Below are 23,504 nucleotides of genomic sequence, written 5' to 3'. Positions count from 1 at the left end.
CAAAGGAGCAACAAATGGAAAAAGTCGAAAACAATCTATTCGTGAGCGTCGATTACAAGGGGACGCTGAGCAATGGCGAGGTATTCGATACCAGCGAAGGCCGCCAGCCCCTGGAGGTTCAGATGGGATCGGGCAATGTGATCCCCGGCTTCGAGTCCGCTCTCATGGGCATGTCCCTCAACGAAACCAAAACCTTCACCCTTTCTCCGGAAGAAGCCTATGGACACCGGGATGAAGACCAGATGCACGATTTTCCCAAATCCGATATACCCGACGGGATGCAGCCCGAAGTGGGACAAACCCTGATGTTGCGCACCCCTCAGGGACAGCAGATACCGGCCCGGGTCGACAGCATTGACGACGAAAAAGTGACCTTTGACCTGAACCACCCCCTGGCCGGCCAGTCTTTAACCTTTAAAGTTGAAGTGGTGGCCATCAGCGAGACCGCCACGCAGCAGCAGGCAGGATGCGGATCCCACTGTTCCAGCGGCGGGTGTGGCTGCGACGACTCGGGCGGCTGCTGCTGACACCCGATCATCCACCATCGATCCCCTGCCTCGGCCGGGGGTCGTCCACCGCCGCCTGCCCGATTCCATCCGCAGGGGCGTTCAGCAGCCACCAGGACGGTCGGGTGGGGGTGACCTGCCGACGCTTTTCCGGCGCGGTCCGCCGGTCTCCGTCTGTTTTACAGTGGGAAACCCCGCCCCTGTCTTTACCTTTTTCCAGCCATCTCGTATGCCTTCCGGGTGATGGACCTCACGATGGAGTGAAGATTGCCCTCCAATCCTTTTCACAAACCGACCGGCGGGGGTTCAGTGCCGGTCGCAATCCTTGACACAACCCTGCAAATAAGATAGCAAAAGTGGTTTACCATTTTCGATGGCACACGTCAGCCCGTGCCGGATGAAAATGGGGGCAATATCAGCCTTTTTTTGAAGTGATGATCGACCAACAGCGGACGACAGCGTTCCAATACGAAAATTGACAAGAAGCGACCATCTATCGGAGTGACCATGGACAATGCAAAAGACTTGCTGAGCAAGCGAAAAGAAAAGGCCGACGGACTGAAGGCGGACGGAATCAATCTGTTCCCCAACGGCATCGACGTCGGCCATACCATCAGGGATATCATCGAACATATTCAACGCCTGCCGGAGGAGCAGCAAGAGGACGCCGCCCGTTTCACCGTGGCGGGACGAATGATGGCCATCAATCGTTTCGGCAAATCCGCTTTTATCCGATTCAAGGACCGAACCGGCGTTGTCCAGGCCTATGTGCGCAAAGACAAAGTGGGGGAACCGGCCTATGACCTGTTCAAACGCCTCGACCTCGGTGATTTCGTAAAAATTGAAGGCGCGCTGTTCCGGACCAAGACCGGCGAATGGACCATTCTGGCGACCACCATTGAGCTCGTCTGCAAGTCCACCAGGCCCCTTCCTGAAAAATTTCACGGGCTCAAGGATCCTGAAAAACGATACCGGCAGCGATACATCGACTTGATCATGAACCCGGACGTTCAGGATATTTTCATCAAACGCAGCCGGATCATTCAGGCCATGCGGACGTTTTTCCTGTCCCGGGACTTTCTGGAAGTGGAGACGCCCATGATGCAGCCGATTCCGGGCGGGGCCGAGGCCACCCCCTTTAAGACTCACCACAATGCGCTGGACATGGACCTGTATCTGCGCATTGCACCGGAACTGTATCTCAAACGTCTGGTGGTGGGCGGGTTTGAAAGGGTGTTTGAAATCAACCGCAATTTCAGAAACGAAGGCGTTTCCACCCAGCACAACCCGGAATTTACCATGGTGGAATTTTACCAGGCCTACGCCACTCATGAAGACCTGATGGACCTCACCGAAAAGATGTTTGCCCAAATTGCCGAAACGGTGACCGGCGGCACGGCCGTCACCTACCAGGGCAATGAAATTGAGCTGGGAGGCGCATGGAAACGAATTTCGCTGTTCGATGCACTGGAACAGATCGGCGGCGTCGACCCGGCCTTGTTTTCCGAAAAAGACCGGCTGCTTGAATTTGCAGCCGCACAGGGCATCACCGTCACGAAAACCGGCCGCCTGGGAAAAGTGCTGACCAAGCTGTTCGATGCCCTTGTGGAACCCAAGCTGATCCAGCCCACCTTTATCACCGGCTACCCTGCGGAAGTGTCGCCCCTGTCCAGAAGAAGTGACACCCACCCGGACCTGACCGAACGGTTTGAACTGTTCATCGCCGGGCGGGAAATCGCCAACGGGTTCTCCGAACTCAATGACCCGGACGACCAGCGCGGAAGGTTCATGCAGCAGGTGGAAGATCGAAACGCCGGTGACAGTGAAGCGCACTTCATGGATGACGATTACATCGAAGCCCTGGAATACGGGATGCCGCCTACGGCAGGCCAGGGAATTGGGATAGACCGTCTGGTGATGCTGCTGACGGATGCCCCCTCTATCAGAGAGGTCATCCTTTTTCCTCACATGAAGCCCAGGGCAGGGGTTTAATCGAGAATCGAAGATCCACTTTCAACAAAGGCAGGCCAGGGTTATCGCCGATAAGAACCAACCACCATCAGCACGGCTAATGCCATGTCATTTGTGACATTTGTATCCGGGCGTTACCTCAGAACCCGCCAGAAGCGGGCATTTATCTCGCTGATCACGGCGCTTTCCATTGCCGGTGTCACCGTCGGGGTGATGGCACTGATCGTCGTCATTGCCGTCATGGCCGGATTTGAGACCGATCTCAAATCACGGATCATGGGCATCCGGCCGCACCTGGTGGTCACACCGAAACAGGGCCGTTTCACCGATTACGACCAGGTGTTGAAAAAACTGGAATCCGTCGGAGGCATAGAACGGGCATCGGCCTATATCACCACCCAGGTGGTCCTGAGAACGTCGGCCCGGACTGCGGGCGCCATCCTGAAAGGCATCCATGCCGCCCGCGGAGATATCGGCATCGCCGGAGTGGATGCCGGCCTTCTGGCAAGGCCGTCTGCCGCAAAGGATGCACCGCGGGGAAGCAAGCCCCTGCCCGGAATCATTCTGGGCAAGGAACTGGCAGCCAATCTGGGCGTGATTCGCGGTGACACGGTCTACATCATCTCACCGCGGGGAATGCTTTCTCCGGCCGGCCATATCCCCGCCATGGTCAAATTTCAGGTTGTCGACCGGTTTGAATCCGGAATGTATGAATTTGATGGCACCCTTTCGTTCGTCGACCTGGAACAGGCTCAGAAAATGCTGCGAATGCCTGCGTCGGTCAGCGGAATAGAGATCCGTCTCGAGGATATGGATCGGGCCAAAAAGATTTCCACGGCACTGGCACCGATCCTGGGCAACGGTTACACCATCGAGGACTGGAAACAGATGAACCGCAACCTTTTTTCGGCCCTTCGGCTGGAAAAGACCGTCATGTTCATCATCCTGGCCCTGATCGTCCTGGTGGCCGCATTCAATATTGCCGGCTCCCTGGTCATGATGGTCATGGAAAAACGAAAAGACATCGCCATTCTCAAAACCATGGGGGCAACGGCCCGGTCCATCAGCCGTATTTTTGTGATCAAGGGGCTGATGATCGGTCTGGTGGGGACGGCCCTGGGCACCTCGGCAGGGGTGGTGGGCTGCACCCTGCTCAAACGGTATTCTTTCATTCAACTCCCGGCCGACGTTTACTATATCAGTGCACTGCCGGTAAACCTGAAGCCATCGGACGTCCTGTTGATCGCATTCAGCGCACTGTTTATCTGCGTTGCCGCAACCATCTACCCGGCCCGCCAGGCAGCGGGCATTGATCCGGTGGAGGCCATCCGCCATGGATAATGATACCGCTCAGGCGGCAACGGCGGCGCCCCGTGTTCAACGGCGCCCCAAGAAACCGCTGATCAAGGCGTCTGACATCAGCAAAAAGTATAATCACAGCGGCGACCGCATCGTGGTGCTCGACCGGCTCTCGTTTACACTTGACCTCGGAGAAACCATCGGCATCGTGGGGGCGTCGGGTATCGGCAAGTCCACCCTCCTTCATGTTCTCGGGACCCTGGACCGCCCGGATACCGGCAAACTTGAATACTCGGGAAATGATGTGCTGAGGCTCGATGACAGCCGCCTGGCCCGTTTTCGAAACCGGACGATCGGTTTCGTGTTCCAGTTTCACCACCTGCTGCCCGAATTCTCCGCTTTGGAGAACACCATGATGCCGGCGATGATCGGGGGTGTGGCCAAAAAAACGGCCGCGGAGGCCGCCGAAGCGATTCTGGTCCGGGTCGGCCTGAAAGAGCGCCTTTCCCATCGGGCCAGTCAACTCTCCGGGGGTGAACAGCAGCGGGTGGCCCTTGCCCGGGCCCTGGTGCTGAAGCCTTCCATTCTGCTGGCGGATGAACCGACGGGCAACCTGGACCGAAAAAACAGTGATCAGGTCCACACGCTCCTGATGGAACTGAACCAGGAAATGGGGATGTCCCTGATCGTTGTCACCCACAACCTGGAACTGGCCGCCCTGGTATCCCGGCGGGTAACCATCGCCAACGGGGCGCTCCGGGAATTCCATTGAAGGATGGATAAAATTTTGATGCGACTACTATTGGATAGGGAGGTTTGATGTTGAGGCGATATCTGGCGGTGCTGTTTTTTCCCCTTTTCCTGATGCCCCGGTCTGCGGCTGCCGTGGAATCGGTTCGTGTGCTGGTGTTGCCCTTTGAGATTCATGCCAGCCAGGACCTGTCCTACCTGAAACAGGACATACCGAAGGCCATCATCGCACACCTGGAGAAAGAGGGGGCCGTGTCGGTGGCAATCGATAACGGGCCCCTCTCCGCGTTACCGGCCATGACATCCGATGCCGAAGCCCTGAAGGAAACGGGCCTCAATGCCGGCGCCGACAATGTCATCTGGGGAAGTATGACCCGCATCGGGGATAACATCAGCCTCGATATCAGCATGGTGGCAACGGTGGGCGCCACGCCCGCGTTCTCACTTTATGAGGCGGGCACCGGCATGCAGAACCTGCGCACCATCACCCAAAAGGCGGCTGAGAAACTGGCCAGGCAGCTGTTTCGCCGCGAGTTGGTTACCCAGGTGCGGGTCACCGGAAACAAGCGTATCGAAGCGGATGCCATCGAAAGGGTCATCCGCATAAAAGCGGGCGATGTGCTGCGTGCCGGCGAAGTGTCCAAAGACATGAAAAATATCTATAAAATGGGCTATTTCGAGGATATCCGCGTCGAGGCCGAAGCCGGTGAAGGCGGCAAAGCCATCGTTTTTCATGTCAAGGAAAAGCCCACCATCCGAAAAATATCCTTCACCGGCAATCGTGTTTTCGATGATGAAAAGCTTCGGGAGAATTTGAGTATCAGCACAGGTTCCATCCTGAACATTTTTACCGTCAAGTCCAATATTGACCAACTTCAGGCCATGTATAAGGAGAAAAACTACCACAATATAAAAATTGACCATATCGTCCACGAACGGGACAACAACCAGGCGGACATCGAATTTTCCATCGAAGAAGGCGAGAAAGTAAAAATCAAAGGAATCGCCTTTCAGGGCAATACCACCTTTACCGACAAGAAGCTGAAGAAGACCATCAGTACATCGGAAAAGGGGTTTTTCTCCTGGATCACGTCTTCCGGGGAGTTGAACCGGGAAGATCTGAACCAGGACGCCGCCCGCCTCATGGCTTACTACCAGATCAATGGCTTTATCCACGCCAAAGTTGCCGACCCGGTGGTGGAATTCGAGGACCAGTGGATCTATATCACATTCAAGATTGAAGAGGGCGAACGGTTCAAAGTGGGCACCATCGATATGGATGGAGAACTGATCCTGCCAAAAACGAGCCTGATGCCGAGGCTTAAGATTGCGAAAGAGCCCTTCTTCAACCGGGAAACGGTCAGGAAAGATATCGTCGCCCTGACCGACCTCTACGCCGATGCAGGCTTCGCCTATGCGGACATATCCCCGTTGACCCGTGAGCATCCGGAAACACACCTGGTGGACATCACCTACACCATAACCAAGCGCGACAAGGTCTATTTTGGGAACATCGACATCTCCGGCAACACCCGTACCCGTGACAAAGTCATACGCAGAGAACTGCGCATCCATGAGCAGGGCGTTTACAGCGGCAGCCGGCTCAAACGAAGCGTACGGAATCTCCATCGCCTGGATTTTTTTGAGGATGTCAAGGTGGATACGCCCAAAGGCAGTGCCGACGACAAGATGAATGTGAACGTCGAAGTCGTGGAAAAACCCACCGGGACATTCACATTCGGCGCCGGTTACAGTACGGTGGACGACGTTTTTATGACCGGTTCCATATCCCAGCGCAACCTTTTCGGGCGCGGGCAGATTCTCAAGCTCAGTGGCCAGGTGGGCGGGTCATCGGATTTATACAACCTGAGCTTCACCGAGCCCTGGATGTTCGACATTCCGCTGTCCGGCACCATCAACATCTATCGGACCCAAAGGGATTATGACACCTACGACAAAACCAGCATGGGGGGGGCCGTTGGAATCAGTTACCCCATATTTGATTATACCCGCGCATCCATCTCCTACCGATATGACAACACGGACATTTCCGAGATCACGGAAGACGCCTCGGACAATATCAGGGAACTGGAAGGGACCCTCGCGACCAGTGCCGTCACGACGGGGGTGAATTATGATTCACGTGACCGCGCGTTCAACACCACGCAGGGACAGGACCACAGCATCTCTTACTCGTATGCAGGAATCGGTGGAGATATCGGCTTTCACAAGGTCGTGGGCCAACTGGGGTGGTATATTCCGGTTTACAAAGGGTTGGTAACCTTTTTCCACGGAGAGTCGGGTTATGTGCGTGAAATTTCGGGGTACACATTGCCCGATTATGAAAAATTTTATCTGGGCGGATTGAATTCCGTCCGGGGGTTTGGTTTTCAGGACATCAACATCAAAGGGACCAACAGCGACGGTGAAGAAACGGAGGAGGGCGGCGAAAAATACGTCCAGTTCAATTTTGAACTCACCTACCCCCTGTTCAAGGACCTGGGCATCGTCGGTGTCGTTTTCTACGATACCGGAAATGTTTTCGGGCCCGATGATCCGATTGACTTCGGAAACCTCCGCCAAGCCGCCGGATATGGCATTCGATGGTATTCACCCATCGGTCCGATTCGTATTGAAGGGGGTCATATCCTGGATCCCGAGAAAGACAATGGAGAAGATTCAGGGGTCAACTGGGAGTTTTCCATGGGGGGGGCCTTCTGAGGCGCATGAACTTTATCGTTTGATCAAACGCGCCATAAAATGTTAAATGTGCGGCCAAAATTATTAAAAAATTGAAGGTGCAGAAAGGGGAATGTATGCAAGCTGTTAAAAAATGGATCACCCTGACAGTTTTCGCTGTCTTTTTCGCAGCCGGCTCCGGCTTTTGTGCGGATGTGGCCAAAATTGGCGTTGTCGAGTTCCAACGGTTGTTTGAGAACTCAGATGCCGGAAAGGAAATAAAGGCCCAGATCACCCAGCAGGGTAAAAAAATGGAAACCGAACTCAAGGGGAAAGGGGCGGAAATTGAGGAGCTCAAGAAGCGCCTCGAGCGTGAGGCCCTGGTGATGAGCAAAGAAATGCGTGAAGAGAAAGAACGTGAATTCAGGATCAAGGTCAATGATATCAAGACGCTGCAGAAGAAATACGAGGTGGAGTTACAGGGCATTCAGAAAAAACTGATGGCCGGACTTCAATCCGAGACACTTAAAATCATAGATGAGATCGGAAAATCGGGAGGCTATCTGCTGATCATGGACAAGCGGGGGGTTCTCTACTCACCCGGCACCATCGATATAACCGATCAAGTGATAAAAAAATACAATGCCCAGTACACCAAAACCAAGAAGCAATAAAACCAGGTAAGGACCGTGCCGACACAATATTCTCTCGAGGACCTCGCCGAGGCGACCAATGGTGAGGCCATCGGCGACAAAAGCAAAAAAATCCGGGGCGTCGATTCTTTTGAGACGGCGGATGATGACCAGATCACCCTTGCGGGTGGCAAAAAATATCTAAATAGAATCGCCGACACCAAGGCCGGGGCCATTTTCGTTCCCGAAGGGTTCGAAGTCCCGGGGAAAAACCTGATCCGGGTGGCCAACCCGCCGCGGGCATTCGCCAAAGTGGTGGCGTTGTATCACCCGGCGATCTCCCCTTCTCCCGGCATTGACCCGAGGGCGTCATTGGGTGACGGGGTCCACACCGGTGCAAGGGCGTTTATCGGTGCGTTTGCAACCATTGGCAGCCGCGTGACCATCGGTGACGACGCGATCATTCAAAACGGCGTATTCATCGGGGACGATGTGGTGATCGGCGACCAGGTCCTCATCCATCCCAATGTGACCATCATGAACGGGTGCCGGATTGGAAACCGCGTGACCCTTCACCCGGGAACCGTCATCGGCAGTGATGGATACGGGTTTGTACCGGATGACGGAAGCTACTGCAAAGTGCCCCAGATCGGCATTGTGCAAATTGACGATGATGTCGAGATCGGCGCATGCAATGCCATCGATCGGGCGACCTTCGGGAAAACCTGGATTCAGCGCGGGGTGAAAACGGACAATCTGGTCCATATTGCCCACAATGTGGTGATCGGGGAAGACAGTCTCATTATCGCCCAAGTGGGAATCGCCGGCAGCACCGCCATCGGGCATCATTGTATTTTAGCCGGCCAGGCAGGCATTTCCGGTCATTTGCGCATCGGCAATCATGTTACCGTCGGACCGATGACCGGCGTCGGAAAACCCATTTCAGATGGAAACGTGGTTTCGTCAGGCACTCCCTCCATGCCCCACAGGACCTGGCTGAGGGTACAACGTGTCATTCCATCACTGCCCGAAATGAAGAAAAAAATTTCCGATCTGGAGAAAAAAATCGCCGACCTCGAAAAGAAGGCAGAGTCGCGCTGAGCCAAACGGAGCCCCCCCAATGGAAAACATCATCGACGTCAAGTCAATTTTGAAGGACCTTCCCCACCGCTACCCATTTTTACTGGTGGACCGGGTGGTTGAGTTGGTCATAAACGAGAGAATCACCGCCCTGAAAAATGTAACGGTCAATGAGCCTTTTTTTCAGGGGCATTTTCCCGACACCCCCATCATGCCGGGCGTCCTCATCGTCGAAGCCATGGGACAGGCCGGCGGCGTGCTTGTCATCCGGTCCCTGCCACCGGAAAACCAGGGCAAGCTCATCTACTTTATGGGCTTTGACAAGGTACGCTTCAGGAAGCCGGTCGTGCCGGGAGATCAGCTGATTCTGGAGCTGGAAATGCTGAAACTGAGATCCAAAGTCGTAAAAATGGCCGGTGTCGCCAAGGTCGATGGGAAAATCGTGGCCGAAGCACAGCTGATGGCCGCTTATGGAGACTAAAATGATACACCCAACTGCAATCCTCAGTCCAGGCGCAAACGTCGCCGACGGCGTTGAAATCGGCGCCTACTCAATCATCGGTGACGATGTTACCATCGGCAAAGGAACGTGGATCGGCCCCCATGTGGTGATTGACCCCCATGTCACCATCGGTCCCGGATGCCGCATTTTTCAATATGCAGCCATCGGTGCCATTCCCCAGGACCTCAAGTTCGGGGGTGAGAAAAGCGTTGTAAAAATCGGGCCGGAAGTTACCATCAGGGAGTTTGTCACGATTCACCGGGGAACCGAAACGGGGGGTGGAATCACGGAAGTGGGTGAGAAATCCTTTTTGATGGCCTATACGCATATTGCCCACGACTGCCGCGTCGGAAAGATGGTGGTGCTTGCCAACAACACCACATTGGCCGGCCATATCGTCATCGGCGATCACGCCACTGTCGGTGGTCTGGTGGCCATCCATCAGTTCGTCCGGGTCGGCGACTACGCCTTTGTCGGCGGCAAATCCGCCGTGGTCAAGGATGTACCGCCTTATGTGATTGCCGCCGGAGATCGGGCCGTACTGCATGGTCTTAACCGCGTTGGCCTGAAACGCCATGGTTTTTCCAACCAGGCGCTCTCCGCACTGAAGAAAACCTACCGGATACTTTTCCGTTACGGGCTGACCCTCAACGAAGCCATCGAACGTGTGCATGCCGAGGTGGAAATGGTGCCTGAAGTCGAAACCTTTATCGGCTTTATCAAAGCATCCTCCAGAGGGGTGACCCGTTAGACGCCAGCAGGCCCGGCCGGACGAGAACATCAGGGGATGCCAACGCAATGGGTGAAAAGATAGGACTCATAGCGGGGAGCGGCCAGTTCCCCAGGCTTTTTTCTGAAGCCGCCAAAAGAAAAGGTCTCAGTGTATACACCGCGGCCTACGTCAACGAAGCCGACAAAGAACTCGCCCTGTTGTCGGAAAAAATTCAGTGGCTGCACCTGGGGCAGGTCAAACGCCTCATCAAGTTCTTTAAGCAGAACCATGTCAACCGGGCAGTCATGTTGGGAGCCGTCCGCAAGACACGGATTTTTACCGATGTAAAACCGGATATGAAAGCCATATCGATTATAGCAGGGATGCGGCACACGCACGATGATGCCATTATGCGCGCCTTTGCGGACGGGCTTGAGAAAGAAGGCATCAAGATTGAACCCTCGACCCTCCTCCTGCCTGAATTGCTCGCCGGTCGGGGTGTCTGGACGAAAAGAAAACCGTCACGGGCAGAAAAAAAAGACATCCGCCTGGGGTTTTCCATTGCACGTGAAATTGGCCGCCTGGACATCGGGCAGAGTGTGATCGTCGGGGGCGGGTCCGTTCTCGCCGTCGAGGCCATTGAAGGCACCGATGAAACCATCCGGAGGGGCGGCAAGCTGGGCAAAGGTGAAGCGGTACTTGTCAAAGTCTGCAAGCCGAATCAGGATTTTCGTTTCGATGTCCCCTCGGTGGGCGTAAAAACCATTGAAACAATGATCCGGTGCGATGTCCGTGCACTGGCCATCGAGGCCGAAAGGACCGTTGTCTTTGACCGTTCGGAGATGATCGGCCTTGCCAACGCCAACGGGATTGCGATTGTATGTGAATAAGGGCGCCTGTGGCCTGAGCCGGATTAAACCTATTGGGGAAAAAACGGAATCTCAAATGGAAAAATTACGAATCGGTGTGGTGGGGGTTGGCTATCTGGGCAAATTCCACGCCCAAAAATATCACCATATGCCGGATGTTGAACTGGTGGGCGTCGTCGACATCGACCGGGATCATGCGCGTCAGGTCGCCCGTGACAATGGGACCGCCCATTATCACGATCACCAGGCACTCTTCGGAAAAGTGGATGCCATCAGTATTGCGGCGCCGACGCCGGCGCATTTTAAAATCGCCAAAGATTTTCTGCTGCAGGACGTTGATGTCCTCATCGAAAAGCCGATCACCAGCGTTCTTGAAGATGCGGATGAACTGATCGAGATTGCCGAATCCAGAGGGCTGATCATTCAGGTCGGCCATCTGGAACGGTTCAACCCGGCTGTCGTCGCTCTTGCAGGAAAAATCACCCGGCCCCGGTTCATCGAATCCCATCGACTCAGCCTCTTTCAGGGACGCTGTACCGATGTGAGCGTGGTTCTCGATCTGATGATCCATGATATCGATCTGATCTTAAACCTGGTCCGCTCCAATATCAAATCAGTCCACGCGGCCGGCATTTCCGTAATATCCGGGAATATCGATATTGCAAATGCCCGCCTGGAGTTTGCCAACGGGGCCGTGGCCAATGTTACGGCCAGCCGGATTTCTGCCAAAAATGAGCGAAAACTCAGGCTTTTCCAAAAAGATGCCTACATTTCCATTGACTTTGCCAACCATAAAATTACCATTGTGCAGCCAGACAGCAGCCAGTCCGGCGGCATCATCCCCGGAATGGGCATTGAAGAAATGACTTTTGACAAGGGCGATGCGCTGGATGATGAACTGAAGTCGTTTGTGCAAGCCGTCAAAAACCGCCGGCAGCCGGATGTCACCGGGCAGATGGGCCGGGATGCACTTAAAACGGCCTTGTCCATCATGGAGCAGATTCAGGAAACCAGCCAGCACCTTGTGTGTTGACCCCCATCATCCAATCTAAAATGACGACACCCGAACGAATCATGATCATCGCCGGTGAAGCCTCGGGCGATATGCACGGTGCCAAACTGGCCCAGGCCATCAAGCGCCGGGCCGGAGACGCCCTGCTTTTCGGCGTCGGCGGCAGCGCCATGCGCGAGAAAGGCGTCCGGCTCATTGTCGACGCCAACACACTTTCCGTGGTGGGCATCACGGAGGTAATTGCCAAACTGGGAACGGTCTATCGAGCGATGGCCATCGTAAAAAAGGCCCTGAGAACAATCAGACCGGACCTGCTGATCCTGATCGATTATCCGGACTTCAACTTTCATGTTGCCGCGGCGGCCAAAAAACTTAACATTCCGGTTTTATACTATATCAGCCCCCAAATATGGGCGTGGCGCCAAAACCGGGTCAAAAAAATCAAACGACTGGTCGATCACATGGCAGTGATTCTGCCGTTCGAAGCACCGTTTTATCGAAAGCACCGGGTACCCGTCACCTTTGTCGGGCATCCCCTGCTGGATAGAATTGTCCCGGAAACGGCCCCCCGGCCGCCGGAAACGCCTTCAGGAGGACCGGTCATTGGATTGATTCCCGGATCCAGGGAAAAAGAAGTCACGACGCTGCTTCCCGTCATGCTCAAAGCAGCCGGAATCATTAAACGCGACCTGCCGGCGGCAAGGTTCGTGGTTTCATGCGCCGAATCCATAGACGAACAGCTGCTGCAGGGTGTTGTCCGCCAATATGCCGGGCCGCATGAAATCAGTATTGTCAAAGGCTCAGTGGTTCAGGTATTCACCCAGAGTCAGTTACTGGTGGCGGCATCCGGAACGGTCACTCTGGAGGCGGCCCTCTATGGTGTCCCAACGGTGATTGTGTATAAGGTCTCGCCGTTGAGTTACTGGCTGGGAAAACGTCTCATCAAAGTCAAGCACATCGGCATCGTCAACCTCATTGCCAGAAAAGAAGTGCTGCCCGAACTCATCCAGGACGACGCCTCGCCCCAAACCATCGCGGAAACAGTAAACGATATGGTTGCCGACCCGGCCCGGCTGGAACAGATAAAAAAGCAGCTGCTGAGCATGAAAGACAAGCTGGGAGGGGCCGGCGCGTCCGACCGTGTCGCAGCCATCGCATTGGATCTGATCTGACCGGATGAATATGGCTGGCTAAAATGAAACACCCCTGACGCGGCCTTCGTCGTCAAGGGTATTCCATTTTTCAGGCGGGTTGCCATGCAGATGCATTCGCGCACCTGCCGGGTGATCTACAGGTTGCCGGGGGTCCGGCGGCATGCTGCAGCAAGAACACCCCCCGTCGCCAATATCATCAGCACCACCGGCAAGGCAGCGTTCGAAGCGATGGCGCCGAACATGTTCCTATCGCTGGTGCCGGCAGAGATAAAACACCCCCCACCGCCACCGCCGTCAGAGGAGGCCGAGCCTGTCGAGACGGATGCCGAGTCGGATGATACGGGATCCGTGTAGGAAATCCCTGAAGGATCGACAATCACACCATTTTTTACGCCATCCTCGTCGCCCGTGCCACCATCTTCAAGGACCAGGGCAACACTCTTTCCGTCAGGCGCGAAAACGGCATTGGCGTATTCCTGCCATCCGGTATCAGCGATATACTTGTAAAGCCTGGCATCTCCGGGCACAGGTGTTGAAAAATAGATTCTGACGGTAGCGGTGTCGAGCCCCTGTTGCAGATACAGTTTGAAACCAACCAGGCCGAACCCCATTTTCACGGACTGGTCCGCCAACGTGTCGGTGGGAAGCGATTTAACCGAAATCAGGGAAACCTTTTCGGTAACGACCTCGACGCCGACTATGGATTGCCCCTCTACCGTATTGACGGCCATGATGTTGTCTTCAAGGTAATCGAAAATTCCGTTTTCGTTCACATCGACCGAGGCATCGACTTCCTGAGTGTCCGGGATCCCATTGGTATTGGCGTCATCGGTACTGTCGACCGTCGTGAAGATGGAGGTGTCTGACCAGTCCGACAACCCGTTGCGCGCGTCGACAAACCTGACCCGCCAGTAATAGACCGTTTCACCATCCAGCACCAGGTCGCCGACGGTGTATGCGGTCAGTTGGGTCTCGCTGGTTTCATCCAGAATCAGCGTCTCAAAATCGGACTCTGTGCTGATCTGCCATTGGGACCGGAAATGATCATCGTGGTCAGCATCAAAATAGGTCCCGGAGACAAGTACCGGCGTGAGCCCGACCCGTTCAACCTGCATGGCGGCGTCGACCACCGGTGCATCCGGCGCGGCATTGGTCGGCGCAGCCGTTGGATTCGTATCGGACGTGAACTCCATGAAATTGGATACACCATCGCCATCCGAATCCAGCGCGGAGTCATCATTGAGCGGATCCAGACCATAGGCGATTTCCCATTCATCGGTCATTCCGTCATCATCATCGTCCGGGTCCTGGTTGTCACCGGTTCCGTCGCCGTCGTTGTCCGCCCATTCTGCGGGATCGTTGGGGAACACGTCCAGGACATCAGGCACATTGTCGCCGTCGATATCGGTACTTGCGGACTTGAGTACGGTGATGAGGGTATTGGCGGTGGACGACATGCCGTCATTGTCGCTTACGGTCAGCCTGAAGGACAGGATGTCACCGTCGAGGCCGACGACCGGTGCAGTAAAGGATGTCCGTGCAGCAGCGTCATTCTGGATGTCGACCCCGGCACCGGCGGTCTGCACCCAGTGGTAACCGGTTACGCTTCCGTCCGTATCGCTTGAAGCGGAGCCATCGAGGATGACCGGTTCGTTTTCATACACCGTCTGATTCGATCCGGCGTCAGCACTGGGCGCCTGATTGGGGACATCCACGGCAGGCGTGTAGGTAACTTCCGCAGAGTCGGCGCTTTCCAGGTCGCCGTCAAATGCGCGAACAACAAAATGGTAGGTCACCCCTTCGGTGAGACCGATAAGCGTGCAGGTGGTGCTGTTTTCTTCCCAGATCGGATTCGAGTAATTGAAGGCCTGGCTGCTTTCCCGTGCGAAGACCCGGTACCCCTCGGGTGCCGGCACATTGGCATCCCAGCGCAGGGTGACATTTGCGCTGAGCACCACGGTTGCACTGCCAGCAATGCATACGAGGGAAGCAAAAAGAACTTTCAGAAAAGAGCGCGTGGTAGGTTTCATTTCGGCATCTCCCAATTTTTTTTCGCCTTGCGATCAACAGCGGATTGGAAAGATGCTGTGTTCGCTCGGCAGCCCTGCCGCCATTTCCATTCTTTCCGGTTTCAGGCCGTTGGCTTTGCGTCACACCCTTTCAGGTGCTTTGCCTTTTTCGAGCCACTGTCTTTTCAAACAATGTCAGCAACAGATATGCATCGTCTGTACCATTATTAATATTTATCGGAGAGAACACCGGAGATGCTGGAGAAAACGCCAACCCCTTCATTTATGGGAATGACAAAGGAAAGGACATCCGCTATCCGATCGGGGAAATGTATTGAAAAATGCACAACTCAGGCAGACGAGAACGTACACTAATGTAGACAGCCAACAGAAGGGTCTGGCCTGTCATGCGATGGTGGCGGGATCGATCATCTTGAAATACATGCTGAATATACTGCCTGCGCCGGGCTTGCTCTGCACGTCCATGCGGCAATCATATGTTTCCAGGATACGGTAAACGATTGAAAGGCCAAGACCGGAGCCTTTCGGTTTGGTAGTAAAAAATGGATTGAAAATAGATTTGATGGTTTGCGCATCCATGCCATACCCATCGTCGGCAATTTCAACCTTGACGCGATCATTATTATGTTTTTGTATGGAAATCCTAATGGTGCCTTCGCCGCTAATCGACTCCGCTGCATTGAGCAGCAGATTCCATACCACCTGATGAAGCTGCAGGGGGTCGATTTCTATAATCGCATCCGAGGCAATGTCCAGATCCGTCTTGACCCGCTGGTCGACAGAATCATCTTTCTCAAAAAGGGTGACAATCTCATTCAAGGCGTCTCCCAGATTCACAAATTGGGATTGGCCGGCAACCGGCCTGGCAAACGTGAGAAAATTATTGACCAGGCTGCTCAATCGGTCCGTTTCCCTGAGGACAATGTGCATCAACCGCATATTGTCCCTGTCATTTTCCATTTCACCTTTGAGGATCTGGATGGCGCCCGATAATGAGGCCAGCGGGTTTTTGATTTCGTGGGCCAGTCCGGCGGCCATTTCGCCAATCTGTGCCAGGTTTTGTACCCGGTCGAGATGTGCCTCCATGGCTGCCAGTTCAACCTTGGACCGTCGTTCCTGATCAGAAAGATAACCGCTTAAAAATGCAACGGAAAAACATGCGGCAGTCAGAATGGCACTTTTTTGAAACACCTGGATGCCCGTTGGGGTGGCACCGGCTATGGTACCGCCAAAACCGGCGGGATCAATGGTTCCGTTTAACTCTAAAATCAGCAGTACGGCAAACTGAACACTGCAGAACAGTGCCACCAGGAGGCTGCCGCGCCTGAAAACAAACACGCTGGAATAGATGACCACCACGATGTATAAAAATGAGAATACGCTGGCGTATCCACCGGTCACAAAAACGATCAGGCTGATGCACAATGCATCGATGGTAATCTGCCCATATATGAAAAGGAGCTGGTGTCGTTTGACGGTTGGCTGCAGAACCCCGTATACGGCGGACAGGAACAGAATGGTTCCCGACAGGCCATACAGGAAGGTCACCGGTGCTTCAAAGGTATAGACCTGATTCCCGATCTGGTAGGCAATCGTCGACCCCATCAGCAGCAGGGCAAAAAGCAGACGAATGGACATCAGCCATTTGAGCTTACGGTTAACCGTATCCCTATCGATCGGGTAATTGGGCAAGACGTCAGACAAGGCAGGATGTCAACATTTATGAGTGAAACGCATATACCGGCGTGCTCTTAGTCAAAAGCGCCGCTGATCCTCTCCGCGATCGGTTCTTCTTGCGATGGCTTGCGATTATCCTTAAAAACCACCAAAAAATTAAAGATTCCCGGCCATTTTAAAAACAGGCAGATACATGGAAATGACGAGCCCGCCGATGACCACGCCCAAGAAAACAAGCATGAACGGTTCGATCAGCGACGTTAAATTTTCTACCGCCTGGTCGACCTCTTCTTCGTAGAAATCCGCAATTTTCTGGAGCATGGCATCAAGGGCGCCGGTGGATTCACCAACTGAAATCATCTGGCACACCATGGCGGGAAACACGCCGCTTTCGGCCAGCGGGTCAGCCATGGTACGGCCTTCGGCAATACCGCTGCGGACATTGTAGATGGCCCGCTCGACGCTCTTGTTGCCTGATGTTTTGGCGACGATGTCCAGGGCTTCCAGGATGGCGACGCCGCTGGAGAGCATGGTTCCCATGGTGCGGGTAAATTTGGAGACCGCCACTTTGCGGATCAACAGGCCGAATACCGGCAGTTTAAGCACGGCGGCATCGACGAATTTCCGGCCTTTCTCGGTATTGTAATATTTTTTGAATGCAAAAATAAAAATAACAATACCGATAATGATCCAATGGATTTTGGATTTTACAAATTCACTCATGGCAACGACGATGAGCGTGGGGGTCGGAAGGGTGCCGCCCATGTCGGCAAACATTTCCTGGAATACGGGGATGACAAACACCAGAATGATCGCAACGACGGCAACTGCGATGATCATGGTTACGATCGGGTAGGTCATGGCCCCTTTGACCTGGCTTTTCAATTTGGCCGCCTTTTCCATGTATGCGGACAGCCGCCTTAAAATGGTATCCAGAATACCTCCCGCCTCGCCGGCGGCAACCATATTCACGAACAGATCATCAAATTGTTTGGGATATTTTTTCAGGGCGTCGGCCAGCGTGGAGCCGCTTTCCACCTGTTCCTTGATACTTTTCAGCATCTTTTTGAAGGTGGCATTTTCCTGCTGGGCGTGCAGAATATCCATGCATTGAATGATGGGCAGCCCCGCATCGATCATTGTCGAGAATTGTCGACAGAACAATATCACGTCCCGCTGGGTTACACTCGGCTGAAGAAAGGCGATATTTTCAAAAAGGTCTTTGGGTTTTTTCTTGATTTTGGTCGGCGTTATCCGCAGCCTGTTGAGATTGGAGCGCACCAGGTCCTCACTGGACGCCTCCATCTCGCCTTTCTGAGCGATATTGTTTCTGTTTTTTCCTTCCCACAGATAAATCGGCATAACATCCCCCTGTGTCCCTGAATGAACAGTTGCCGCTGGCGTACAAAAGTGATGAACGGATATTTCGATAGCGTCGTCTGGCTCAAGAAACGGTGTAAAAGCAACCGCGATCCATCTGTCTTGTGACCAGTTGATTGGAAGCGACCAATTGATCCAGAACCGGCTGCACCGTTTCAACATCAAGCCCGATGATCTGTGAAACATCCCGGGCAGTATAGGGCCGTCTTCGAACCGTTGAAACCAGGCGGGCCATCAAGTCGTCATGCCGTGCCGTGATTTCAGTTGGACCAGCTTTATATCTGACAATTTCGGCACCTTCAAGAAAATCTGAAATATCTTTCAGCCGATTCGCCCCGACCGGCGCAACCCAGGTTTCCGTACCCGGCCGGTCAAGGGTGTTCAAAAGAACCCCATCGGCGCGAATGCATCCCAGAATCCGTTTCAGCGCCGTCAGTTCTTCGGCAGAATCATTGCTTCCCTGAACGATGAAAATCTCCATCAGCAACCGGCCATGATACATTTTCCTGAATGCTGAAATGCCATTGATCATTCCGTGGAGATCCAGTTCGGGATGAGGGCGGTTCACCCGCTTGAAAAGGGCCTCTGTCGCCGCGTCCAGGGACGCCATGACCACATCGGCGTCCTTTACCTGGCGCCTTACATCAAGCCGTCCGAAGAGCGTGCTGTTGGTCAGCAGGGCCACTTTATACTGGGGATAGTCCGATTTGAGAAAGCGAATGACGTCACCGATGCCCTCATTCAAAGTCGGTTCACCGGAGCCTGAAAAGGTGATGTGGTCTATCTTTTTATTCCGGGAGAGGTAGTCCGCCAGTTCCTCTTTGACCCGATCCACGGAAACGTATTCGCTTCTTTTCAGGGTCAGGCGGGTGGTCGCACCGCATTCACAATATACACAATCCAGGCTGCAGGTTTTGTGGCGCATGAGATCCACCCCGAGGGAGATGCCCAGGCGCCTTGACGGAACAGGCCCGAAGAGGGTCTTGTATTTTAAAGTGCACTCTTTCTTCATCGTCTTATTCATTGAATTTGTCGTCATCTTGCTACCACAAACTGCCTGTTACAACAATAACTTTATTAATATCGGGGTATTGGTGACCCTGCCCCCCGGCGCTGAAAATGAAAACCCCCGGCCCACTTAGCTTGCAAAAACGAAACCAACGGCGTAATATTCAGTTGTTTTCTGCTGTGCACCAAAAAACGTGCCGGTCGACAATCGGAAGATTGGGGGGCCGGATCAATGCAGGCATAAATTTCCTCCCCGGGAAAAGGGCAGCCCGCCGGGGATTCATTTTCGGGTGAATCTCCAATGCCGGGAAAAATGCCCCTCTTCGGCGGCGCAGCCGATACCACCTCTTAAACAGGCTCGGACAGATACAAAGCGATGACGGGTAAAAACGAAAAAGAGAATAGGCCCCTGACCATTATCACCAGCCACGTGAACGCAGATTTCGATGCCATGGCGTCGATGCTTGCCGCCCAGAAGCTCTACCCCGAAGCACGGGTGGTATTTCCGGGGTCCCAGGAAAAAAACCTGAGAAATTTCTTCATCCAGTCCATGGTGTATCTGTTCAACATCGCCGAACTGGGAGAACTCGATTTCTCAGCGGTCACCAGACTGGTTCTGGTTGACACCAAGCGTCGAAACCGGATCGGCGATCTGCGCCGGATTCTGGACAATCCCGGGCTGGAAATCCATATTTACGATCACCACCCGAAAAAAGACGACGATATTCCCGCGGACCGGGAGTGTCATATGTTGACCGGGGCCACGGTCACCATCCTGACGGGTATTCTCCGGGAAAAAAATATCCCCATCACCGCCGAGGAAGCCACCATCATGTGCCTGGGGATCTATGAGGACACCGGTTCTTTCTCTTTTCCCTCGACGACGGAACGTGATTTCAAGGCGGCAGCCTATCTGCTGTCCCGGGGCGCCAATCTGAATGTCATTTCCACGATGATCACCCGGGAATTCAATCCCGAACAGATCGGGCTGCTCAACGACATGATCCAGGCGTCGCGACACTATACCATCAACGGCGTTGACATCGCGCTGACCGGCGTGACGACGGACAATTATTTCCCTGATTTTTCTTTCCTGGTCCAGAAAATGGCAAAAATGGAAAACATCGATGCCGTTTTCGCCCTGGCGCTGATGGAGAACAAGGTGTACGTGGTCGCCAGAAGCCGGACGGATGATGTGGACGTAGGTGAAATCCTGGGACAGATCGGCGGAGGGGGGCACCCGTCAGCCGCCGCCGCGACGGTGAAGGGCAAAACCATCGCCCAGACCGAGCAACTGCTTTTCGAGGCCCTGCACGCAAAAATCAATCCCCGGCGTCTGGCCCGGGATCTGATGTCTTCGCCGGCCATCATGGCTGCGGGAGACACCACCTGCAAGGAGGCCAAGGCCCTGCTGACCCGATACAACATCAATGCCCTGCTCGTTGGCCGGGATCGATCCGGCAACAGCGGTTTTACCGGTTACATCACCCGGCAGGTCATCGAAAAGGCCCTGTTTCACGATCTCGATACCATTCCGATTCGCGAATACATGAGTATGGAAATCTCCCACGTGCATCCGGACGCCGATATCGTGGAGATCCAGGACAAGATTATCGGCAACAAGCAGCGGATACTGCCGGTCATGGAAAACGAAAGGGTGCTGGGGGTCATCACCCGCACGGACCTGCTCAATACGCTGGTTCAGCAAAGCAGGCCCTCCAATCATGAATTTCCGCGGCTGAACGGCAACGCCAGCAACAAACGATCACGGGTGGTGGTCAATTTCATGCGTGAACGCCTCCCCAAATCCATCCTGGACACCCTCTGCCAGCTGGGGGAAGCGGCCAGCCGCCTTGACTGCAATGCTTACGTCGTGGGCGGATTTGTCCGGGACCTGTTCCTCTATCGCTCCAATGAGGATATCGATATCGTCATCGAAGGAAACGGGATCGAATTCGCCAGGACATTTGCCCGTGAATCCGGGGCCAGGATCCACACCCATGAAAAATTCGGAACGGCCGTCATCATATTTCCCGATGGTTTTAAAATAGACGTGGCCTCTGCGCGGATGGAATACTACCAGTTTCCGGCATCCCTGCCGGTGGTTGAAATGAGCTCCATCAAAATGGACATGTTTCGCAGGGATTTCACCATCAACACCCTTGCCATCCAACTCAACCCGGGTAATTTCGGCAGACTCATCGATTTTTTCTCCAGTCAGAAGGACATCAAGGACAAGGTGTTGCGGGTGCTGCACAACATGAGTTTCGTGGAAGACCCCACGCGGGTATTCCGGGCCCTGCGATTCGAGCAACGGTTCGGTTTCACCATCGGCAAACTCACATCCAGCCTTATCGACAATGCCGTGAAAATGAATTTTTTCAAGCGCCTTGCCGGCAAACGGGTCTACGCGGAACTCAAGCTGATTCTAAAGGAAGAAAACCCGGCACCGACGATTTTGAGGCTTCTGGACTATGACCTTTTGCGGGTCATTCATCCGGACTTGATAATTGAAACCGATTTTAAAACCCTGCTCGACACCGCAAAAAAGGTGACCGACTGGCACGACCTGCTCTTTATCGATGAAACCTACGAGCGCTGGGCCGTGCATTTCATGACCCTGATCCGCCATTGCGGCCTGAAAGCCACCCGCGAAATCTGCACCCACCTGACCATCGCGCCGCGGTATGCCAAAATGTTCGGTGAAAACCGCCTCAGCACGGAAAAACAACTCTCCCTGCTGGAGCGGCGTAAACGCATGACCCATGCAGACGTCTACAACCTGCTCAAAGGGTTCAAAACGGAAATGATATTGTATATGATGGTATGCACCACGTCCAGGATGGCCAAAAAAAGAATTTCGCATTACCACACCCAGCTGCGAAATGTCACCATCACCATTTCCGGAAAAGACCTGCTGAAGATGGATATCAAGCCGGGCCCGATATACAGTAAAATCCTGCAGGCGGTGCTGGAGGCCAAGCTCAATGGCGTGCTCAGAACCCGGGAGGATGAGTTCAACTTCGCCAGGGAGCGCGTCGCACGGATCCGGACGAAACAACCTGAAATTTCAGTCGATCGGAAAACGGGCGGCAACAGCGCGGCATAAGGGGTTCATCCCCCCCCTGGCTGATGCCTGCTGCATCCGGACCGTTTTGGCAAAAAGGCAAACCCAGCAGTCCCGCCAGCCGTGAGCCCCTTTTTTTCTTGATTGCATGATTTCTTATGGATAATATTACGGGTTTAAAATTACGAACCCGTAGCCGAAACCATCGGTTCCCGGCGGCGGCCGGCGCACCGATCAAGAGAGGTTCCAATGCGTCCCAGGAAATGGATTGTAAGCGGCATGCGCCCCACGGGTCCGCTTCACTCGGGCAACCGGTGCGGCGCCCTGGGCAGCGACGATGAAGATCCCCGTGCAGTCAGGATCAGGAAATGATGGACAACGTGACGGAAGCGGTGCCCGGCCCTTCGGAGGACGATCGGTATCGGGTCAAACTCCAGGATGTTTTCGAAGGCCCCATGGACCTTCTGGTCCACCTGATCAAGAAAGCGGAAGTTGACATTTACGACATCCCCATTTCACGGATCACGGAGCAATACCTGGCATACCTGGAATGGATGCAACAGATGAACATCGACTTTGCCGGTGACTTTGTCCTGATGGCATCCACACTTACCCATATCAAATCCAGGATGCTCCTGCCGGCACAGATCGGTGAAGAGGAAGAAGAGGACCCCCGCCTGGAGATTACCAGGCCGCTGCTCGAATACCTGCGGATCAAATCGGCGGCCGAACAGCTGGCGGAACGCAACCTGCTGGGAGAAAAGACATTTACCCGAAAACCGGACACCGATATCCTGGACGGCGTCGAAGACGACCAGGTGATCCGTATCGGCCTGTTCGAGCTGATTGACGCGTTTCAGAATATTCTGGACAAGGTGACCCCGGGACACCGGGTCGATCTGACACGAAACCGTGTATCGGTCCAGGAACGGATAACCCAATTAACGGAACTGCTGGAAGCCAGAACCTCCATGACCTTCGACGAGCTGTTTGCCGAGGGTCGTGAACGGTCCGACATCATCGTCACCTTCCTGGCGATCCTGGAAATGGCCAAACTCAACCTCCTCCGCATCGCCCAGCACGTGCCCACGGGGATTATCCGGGTTTTCTATCAGTAGGCGGGCAGATGGTGGCGGGGATAAAAACCGGGAACGCGCGCAACCGGTCCGCAGGATG

Annotated in this window: 18 protein-coding genes and 1 riboswitch; of the genes, 14 read left to right on the top strand and 4 right to left on the bottom strand. The window is 54.3% G+C overall.

The genetic code is table 11. The features are described from left to right. Positions 1–14: 14 nt before the first annotated feature. From DSCA_RS02065 to lpxB, 12 genes are all read left to right on the top strand, one after another. Positions 15–527: an FKBP-type peptidyl-prolyl cis-trans isomerase gene (locus DSCA_RS02065; RefSeq protein WP_155314849.1), complete on the top strand. Its 513-nt coding sequence runs from the start codon at positions 15–17 to the stop codon at positions 525–527. A 486-nt stretch (positions 528–1,013) separates the two neighbouring features. Further along, positions 1,014–2,498 (top strand): lysine--tRNA ligase, encoded by a 1,485-nt coding sequence (gene lysS / locus DSCA_RS02060; RefSeq protein ID WP_155314848.1) that lies wholly within the window; start codon positions 1,014–1,016, stop codon positions 2,496–2,498. Positions 2,499–2,582: 84 nt separating this feature from the next. Continuing rightward, on the top strand, positions 2,583–3,818 hold the full coding sequence (locus DSCA_RS02055; RefSeq protein WP_155314847.1) for a lipoprotein-releasing ABC transporter permease subunit: 1,236 nt from the start codon (positions 2,583–2,585) through the stop codon (positions 3,816–3,818). Further along, a complete protein-coding gene (locus DSCA_RS02050) occupies positions 3,811–4,548 on the top strand; it encodes an ABC transporter ATP-binding protein (RefSeq protein ID WP_155314846.1) in 738 nt (245 codons plus the stop codon). Before DSCA_RS02055 ends, DSCA_RS02050 begins: the two co-directional genes overlap by 8 nt. A 47-nt stretch (positions 4,549–4,595) precedes the next feature. Further along, positions 4,596–7,247 (top strand): outer membrane protein assembly factor BamA, encoded by a 2,652-nt coding sequence (gene bamA / locus DSCA_RS02045; protein ID WP_155314845.1) that lies wholly within the window; start codon positions 4,596–4,598, stop codon positions 7,245–7,247. Positions 7,248–7,342: 95 nt separating this feature from the next. Further along, positions 7,343–7,879: an OmpH family outer membrane protein gene (locus tag DSCA_RS02040; protein ID WP_155314844.1), complete on the top strand. Its 537-nt coding sequence runs from the start codon at positions 7,343–7,345 to the stop codon at positions 7,877–7,879. Positions 7,880–7,894: 15 nt separating this feature from the next. Continuing rightward, positions 7,895–8,938 carry a UDP-3-O-(3-hydroxymyristoyl)glucosamine N-acyltransferase gene (gene lpxD, locus DSCA_RS02035; protein ID WP_155314843.1) on the top strand — a complete coding sequence of 348 codons (1,044 nt, stop codon included), beginning with the start codon at positions 7,895–7,897 and terminating at the stop codon, positions 8,936–8,938. Between the two features lie 19 nt (positions 8,939–8,957). Continuing rightward, positions 8,958–9,398, top strand: a complete 441-nt coding sequence (gene fabZ / locus DSCA_RS02030) for a 3-hydroxyacyl-ACP dehydratase FabZ (RefSeq protein WP_155314842.1) — start codon at positions 8,958–8,960, stop codon at positions 9,396–9,398. Between the two features lies 1 nt (position 9,399). Continuing rightward, positions 9,400–10,170 carry an acyl-ACP--UDP-N-acetylglucosamine O-acyltransferase gene (lpxA, locus tag DSCA_RS02025; protein ID WP_155314841.1) on the top strand — a complete coding sequence of 257 codons (771 nt, stop codon included), beginning with the start codon at positions 9,400–9,402 and terminating at the stop codon, positions 10,168–10,170. Between the two features lie 47 nt (positions 10,171–10,217). Continuing rightward, positions 10,218–11,021, top strand: coding sequence for an LpxI family protein (locus DSCA_RS02020; RefSeq protein WP_155314840.1), 804 nt, complete (start codon positions 10,218–10,220; stop codon positions 11,019–11,021). A gap of 55 nt (positions 11,022–11,076) precedes the next feature. Further along, the gene (locus DSCA_RS02015; RefSeq protein ID WP_155314839.1) at positions 11,077–12,033 is read left to right on the top strand and encodes a Gfo/Idh/MocA family protein; all 957 of its coding nucleotides are present in this window, start codon (positions 11,077–11,079) and stop codon (positions 12,031–12,033) included. A 20-nt stretch (positions 12,034–12,053) separates the two neighbouring features. After that, positions 12,054–13,184, top strand: a complete 1,131-nt coding sequence (gene lpxB / locus DSCA_RS02010) for a lipid-A-disaccharide synthase (protein ID WP_155314838.1) — start codon at positions 12,054–12,056, stop codon at positions 13,182–13,184. A gap of 116 nt (positions 13,185–13,300) precedes the next feature. Here lpxB and DSCA_RS02005 read toward each other — a convergent pair whose 3' ends face one another. From DSCA_RS02005 to DSCA_RS01990, 4 genes are all read right to left on the bottom strand, one after another. Further along, complete coding sequence (locus DSCA_RS02005) at positions 13,301–15,196, bottom strand: choice-of-anchor U domain-containing protein (protein ID WP_155314837.1); 1,896 nt, start codon at positions 15,194–15,196, stop codon at positions 13,301–13,303. Positions 15,197–15,260: 64 nt separating this feature from the next. Beyond that, a riboswitch (cyclic di-GMP riboswitch) is annotated at positions 15,261–15,350 on the bottom strand. 230 nt (positions 15,351–15,580) lie between these two features. Further along, on the bottom strand, positions 15,581–16,900 hold the full coding sequence (locus DSCA_RS02000) for a two-component system sensor histidine kinase NtrB (RefSeq protein WP_155314836.1): 1,320 nt from the start codon (positions 16,898–16,900) through the stop codon (positions 15,581–15,583). A gap of 129 nt (positions 16,901–17,029) precedes the next feature. Beyond that, positions 17,030–18,235, bottom strand: coding sequence for a type II secretion system F family protein (locus DSCA_RS01995; RefSeq protein WP_155314835.1), 1,206 nt, complete (start codon positions 18,233–18,235; stop codon positions 17,030–17,032). Positions 18,236–18,317: 82 nt separating this feature from the next. Continuing rightward, positions 18,318–19,277 carry a radical SAM protein gene (locus tag DSCA_RS01990; RefSeq protein ID WP_167527557.1) on the bottom strand — a complete coding sequence of 320 codons (960 nt, stop codon included), beginning with the start codon at positions 19,275–19,277 and terminating at the stop codon, positions 18,318–18,320. A 360-nt stretch (positions 19,278–19,637) separates the two neighbouring features. On the opposite strand from DSCA_RS01990, the gene DSCA_RS01985 reads away from it, so the two are divergent. Together DSCA_RS01985 and DSCA_RS01980 are read left to right on the top strand one after the other, a co-directional pair. Continuing rightward, positions 19,638–22,370, top strand: coding sequence for a CBS domain-containing protein (locus DSCA_RS01985; RefSeq protein WP_155314833.1), 2,733 nt, complete (start codon positions 19,638–19,640; stop codon positions 22,368–22,370). Positions 22,371–22,696: 326 nt separating this feature from the next. Continuing rightward, a complete protein-coding gene (locus DSCA_RS01980) occupies positions 22,697–23,446 on the top strand; it encodes a segregation and condensation protein A (RefSeq protein WP_155314832.1) in 750 nt (249 codons plus the stop codon). Positions 23,447–23,504: the final 58 nt, after the last annotated feature.

It is taken from the genome of Desulfosarcina alkanivorans, from assembly GCF_009688945.1.
Classification (GTDB): Bacteria; Desulfobacterota; Desulfobacteria; order Desulfobacterales; family Desulfosarcinaceae; genus Desulfosarcina; species Desulfosarcina alkanivorans.
The sequence above is the reverse complement of the archived record's forward strand: the minus strand, read 5'-3'. Positions and strand labels throughout refer to the sequence as shown.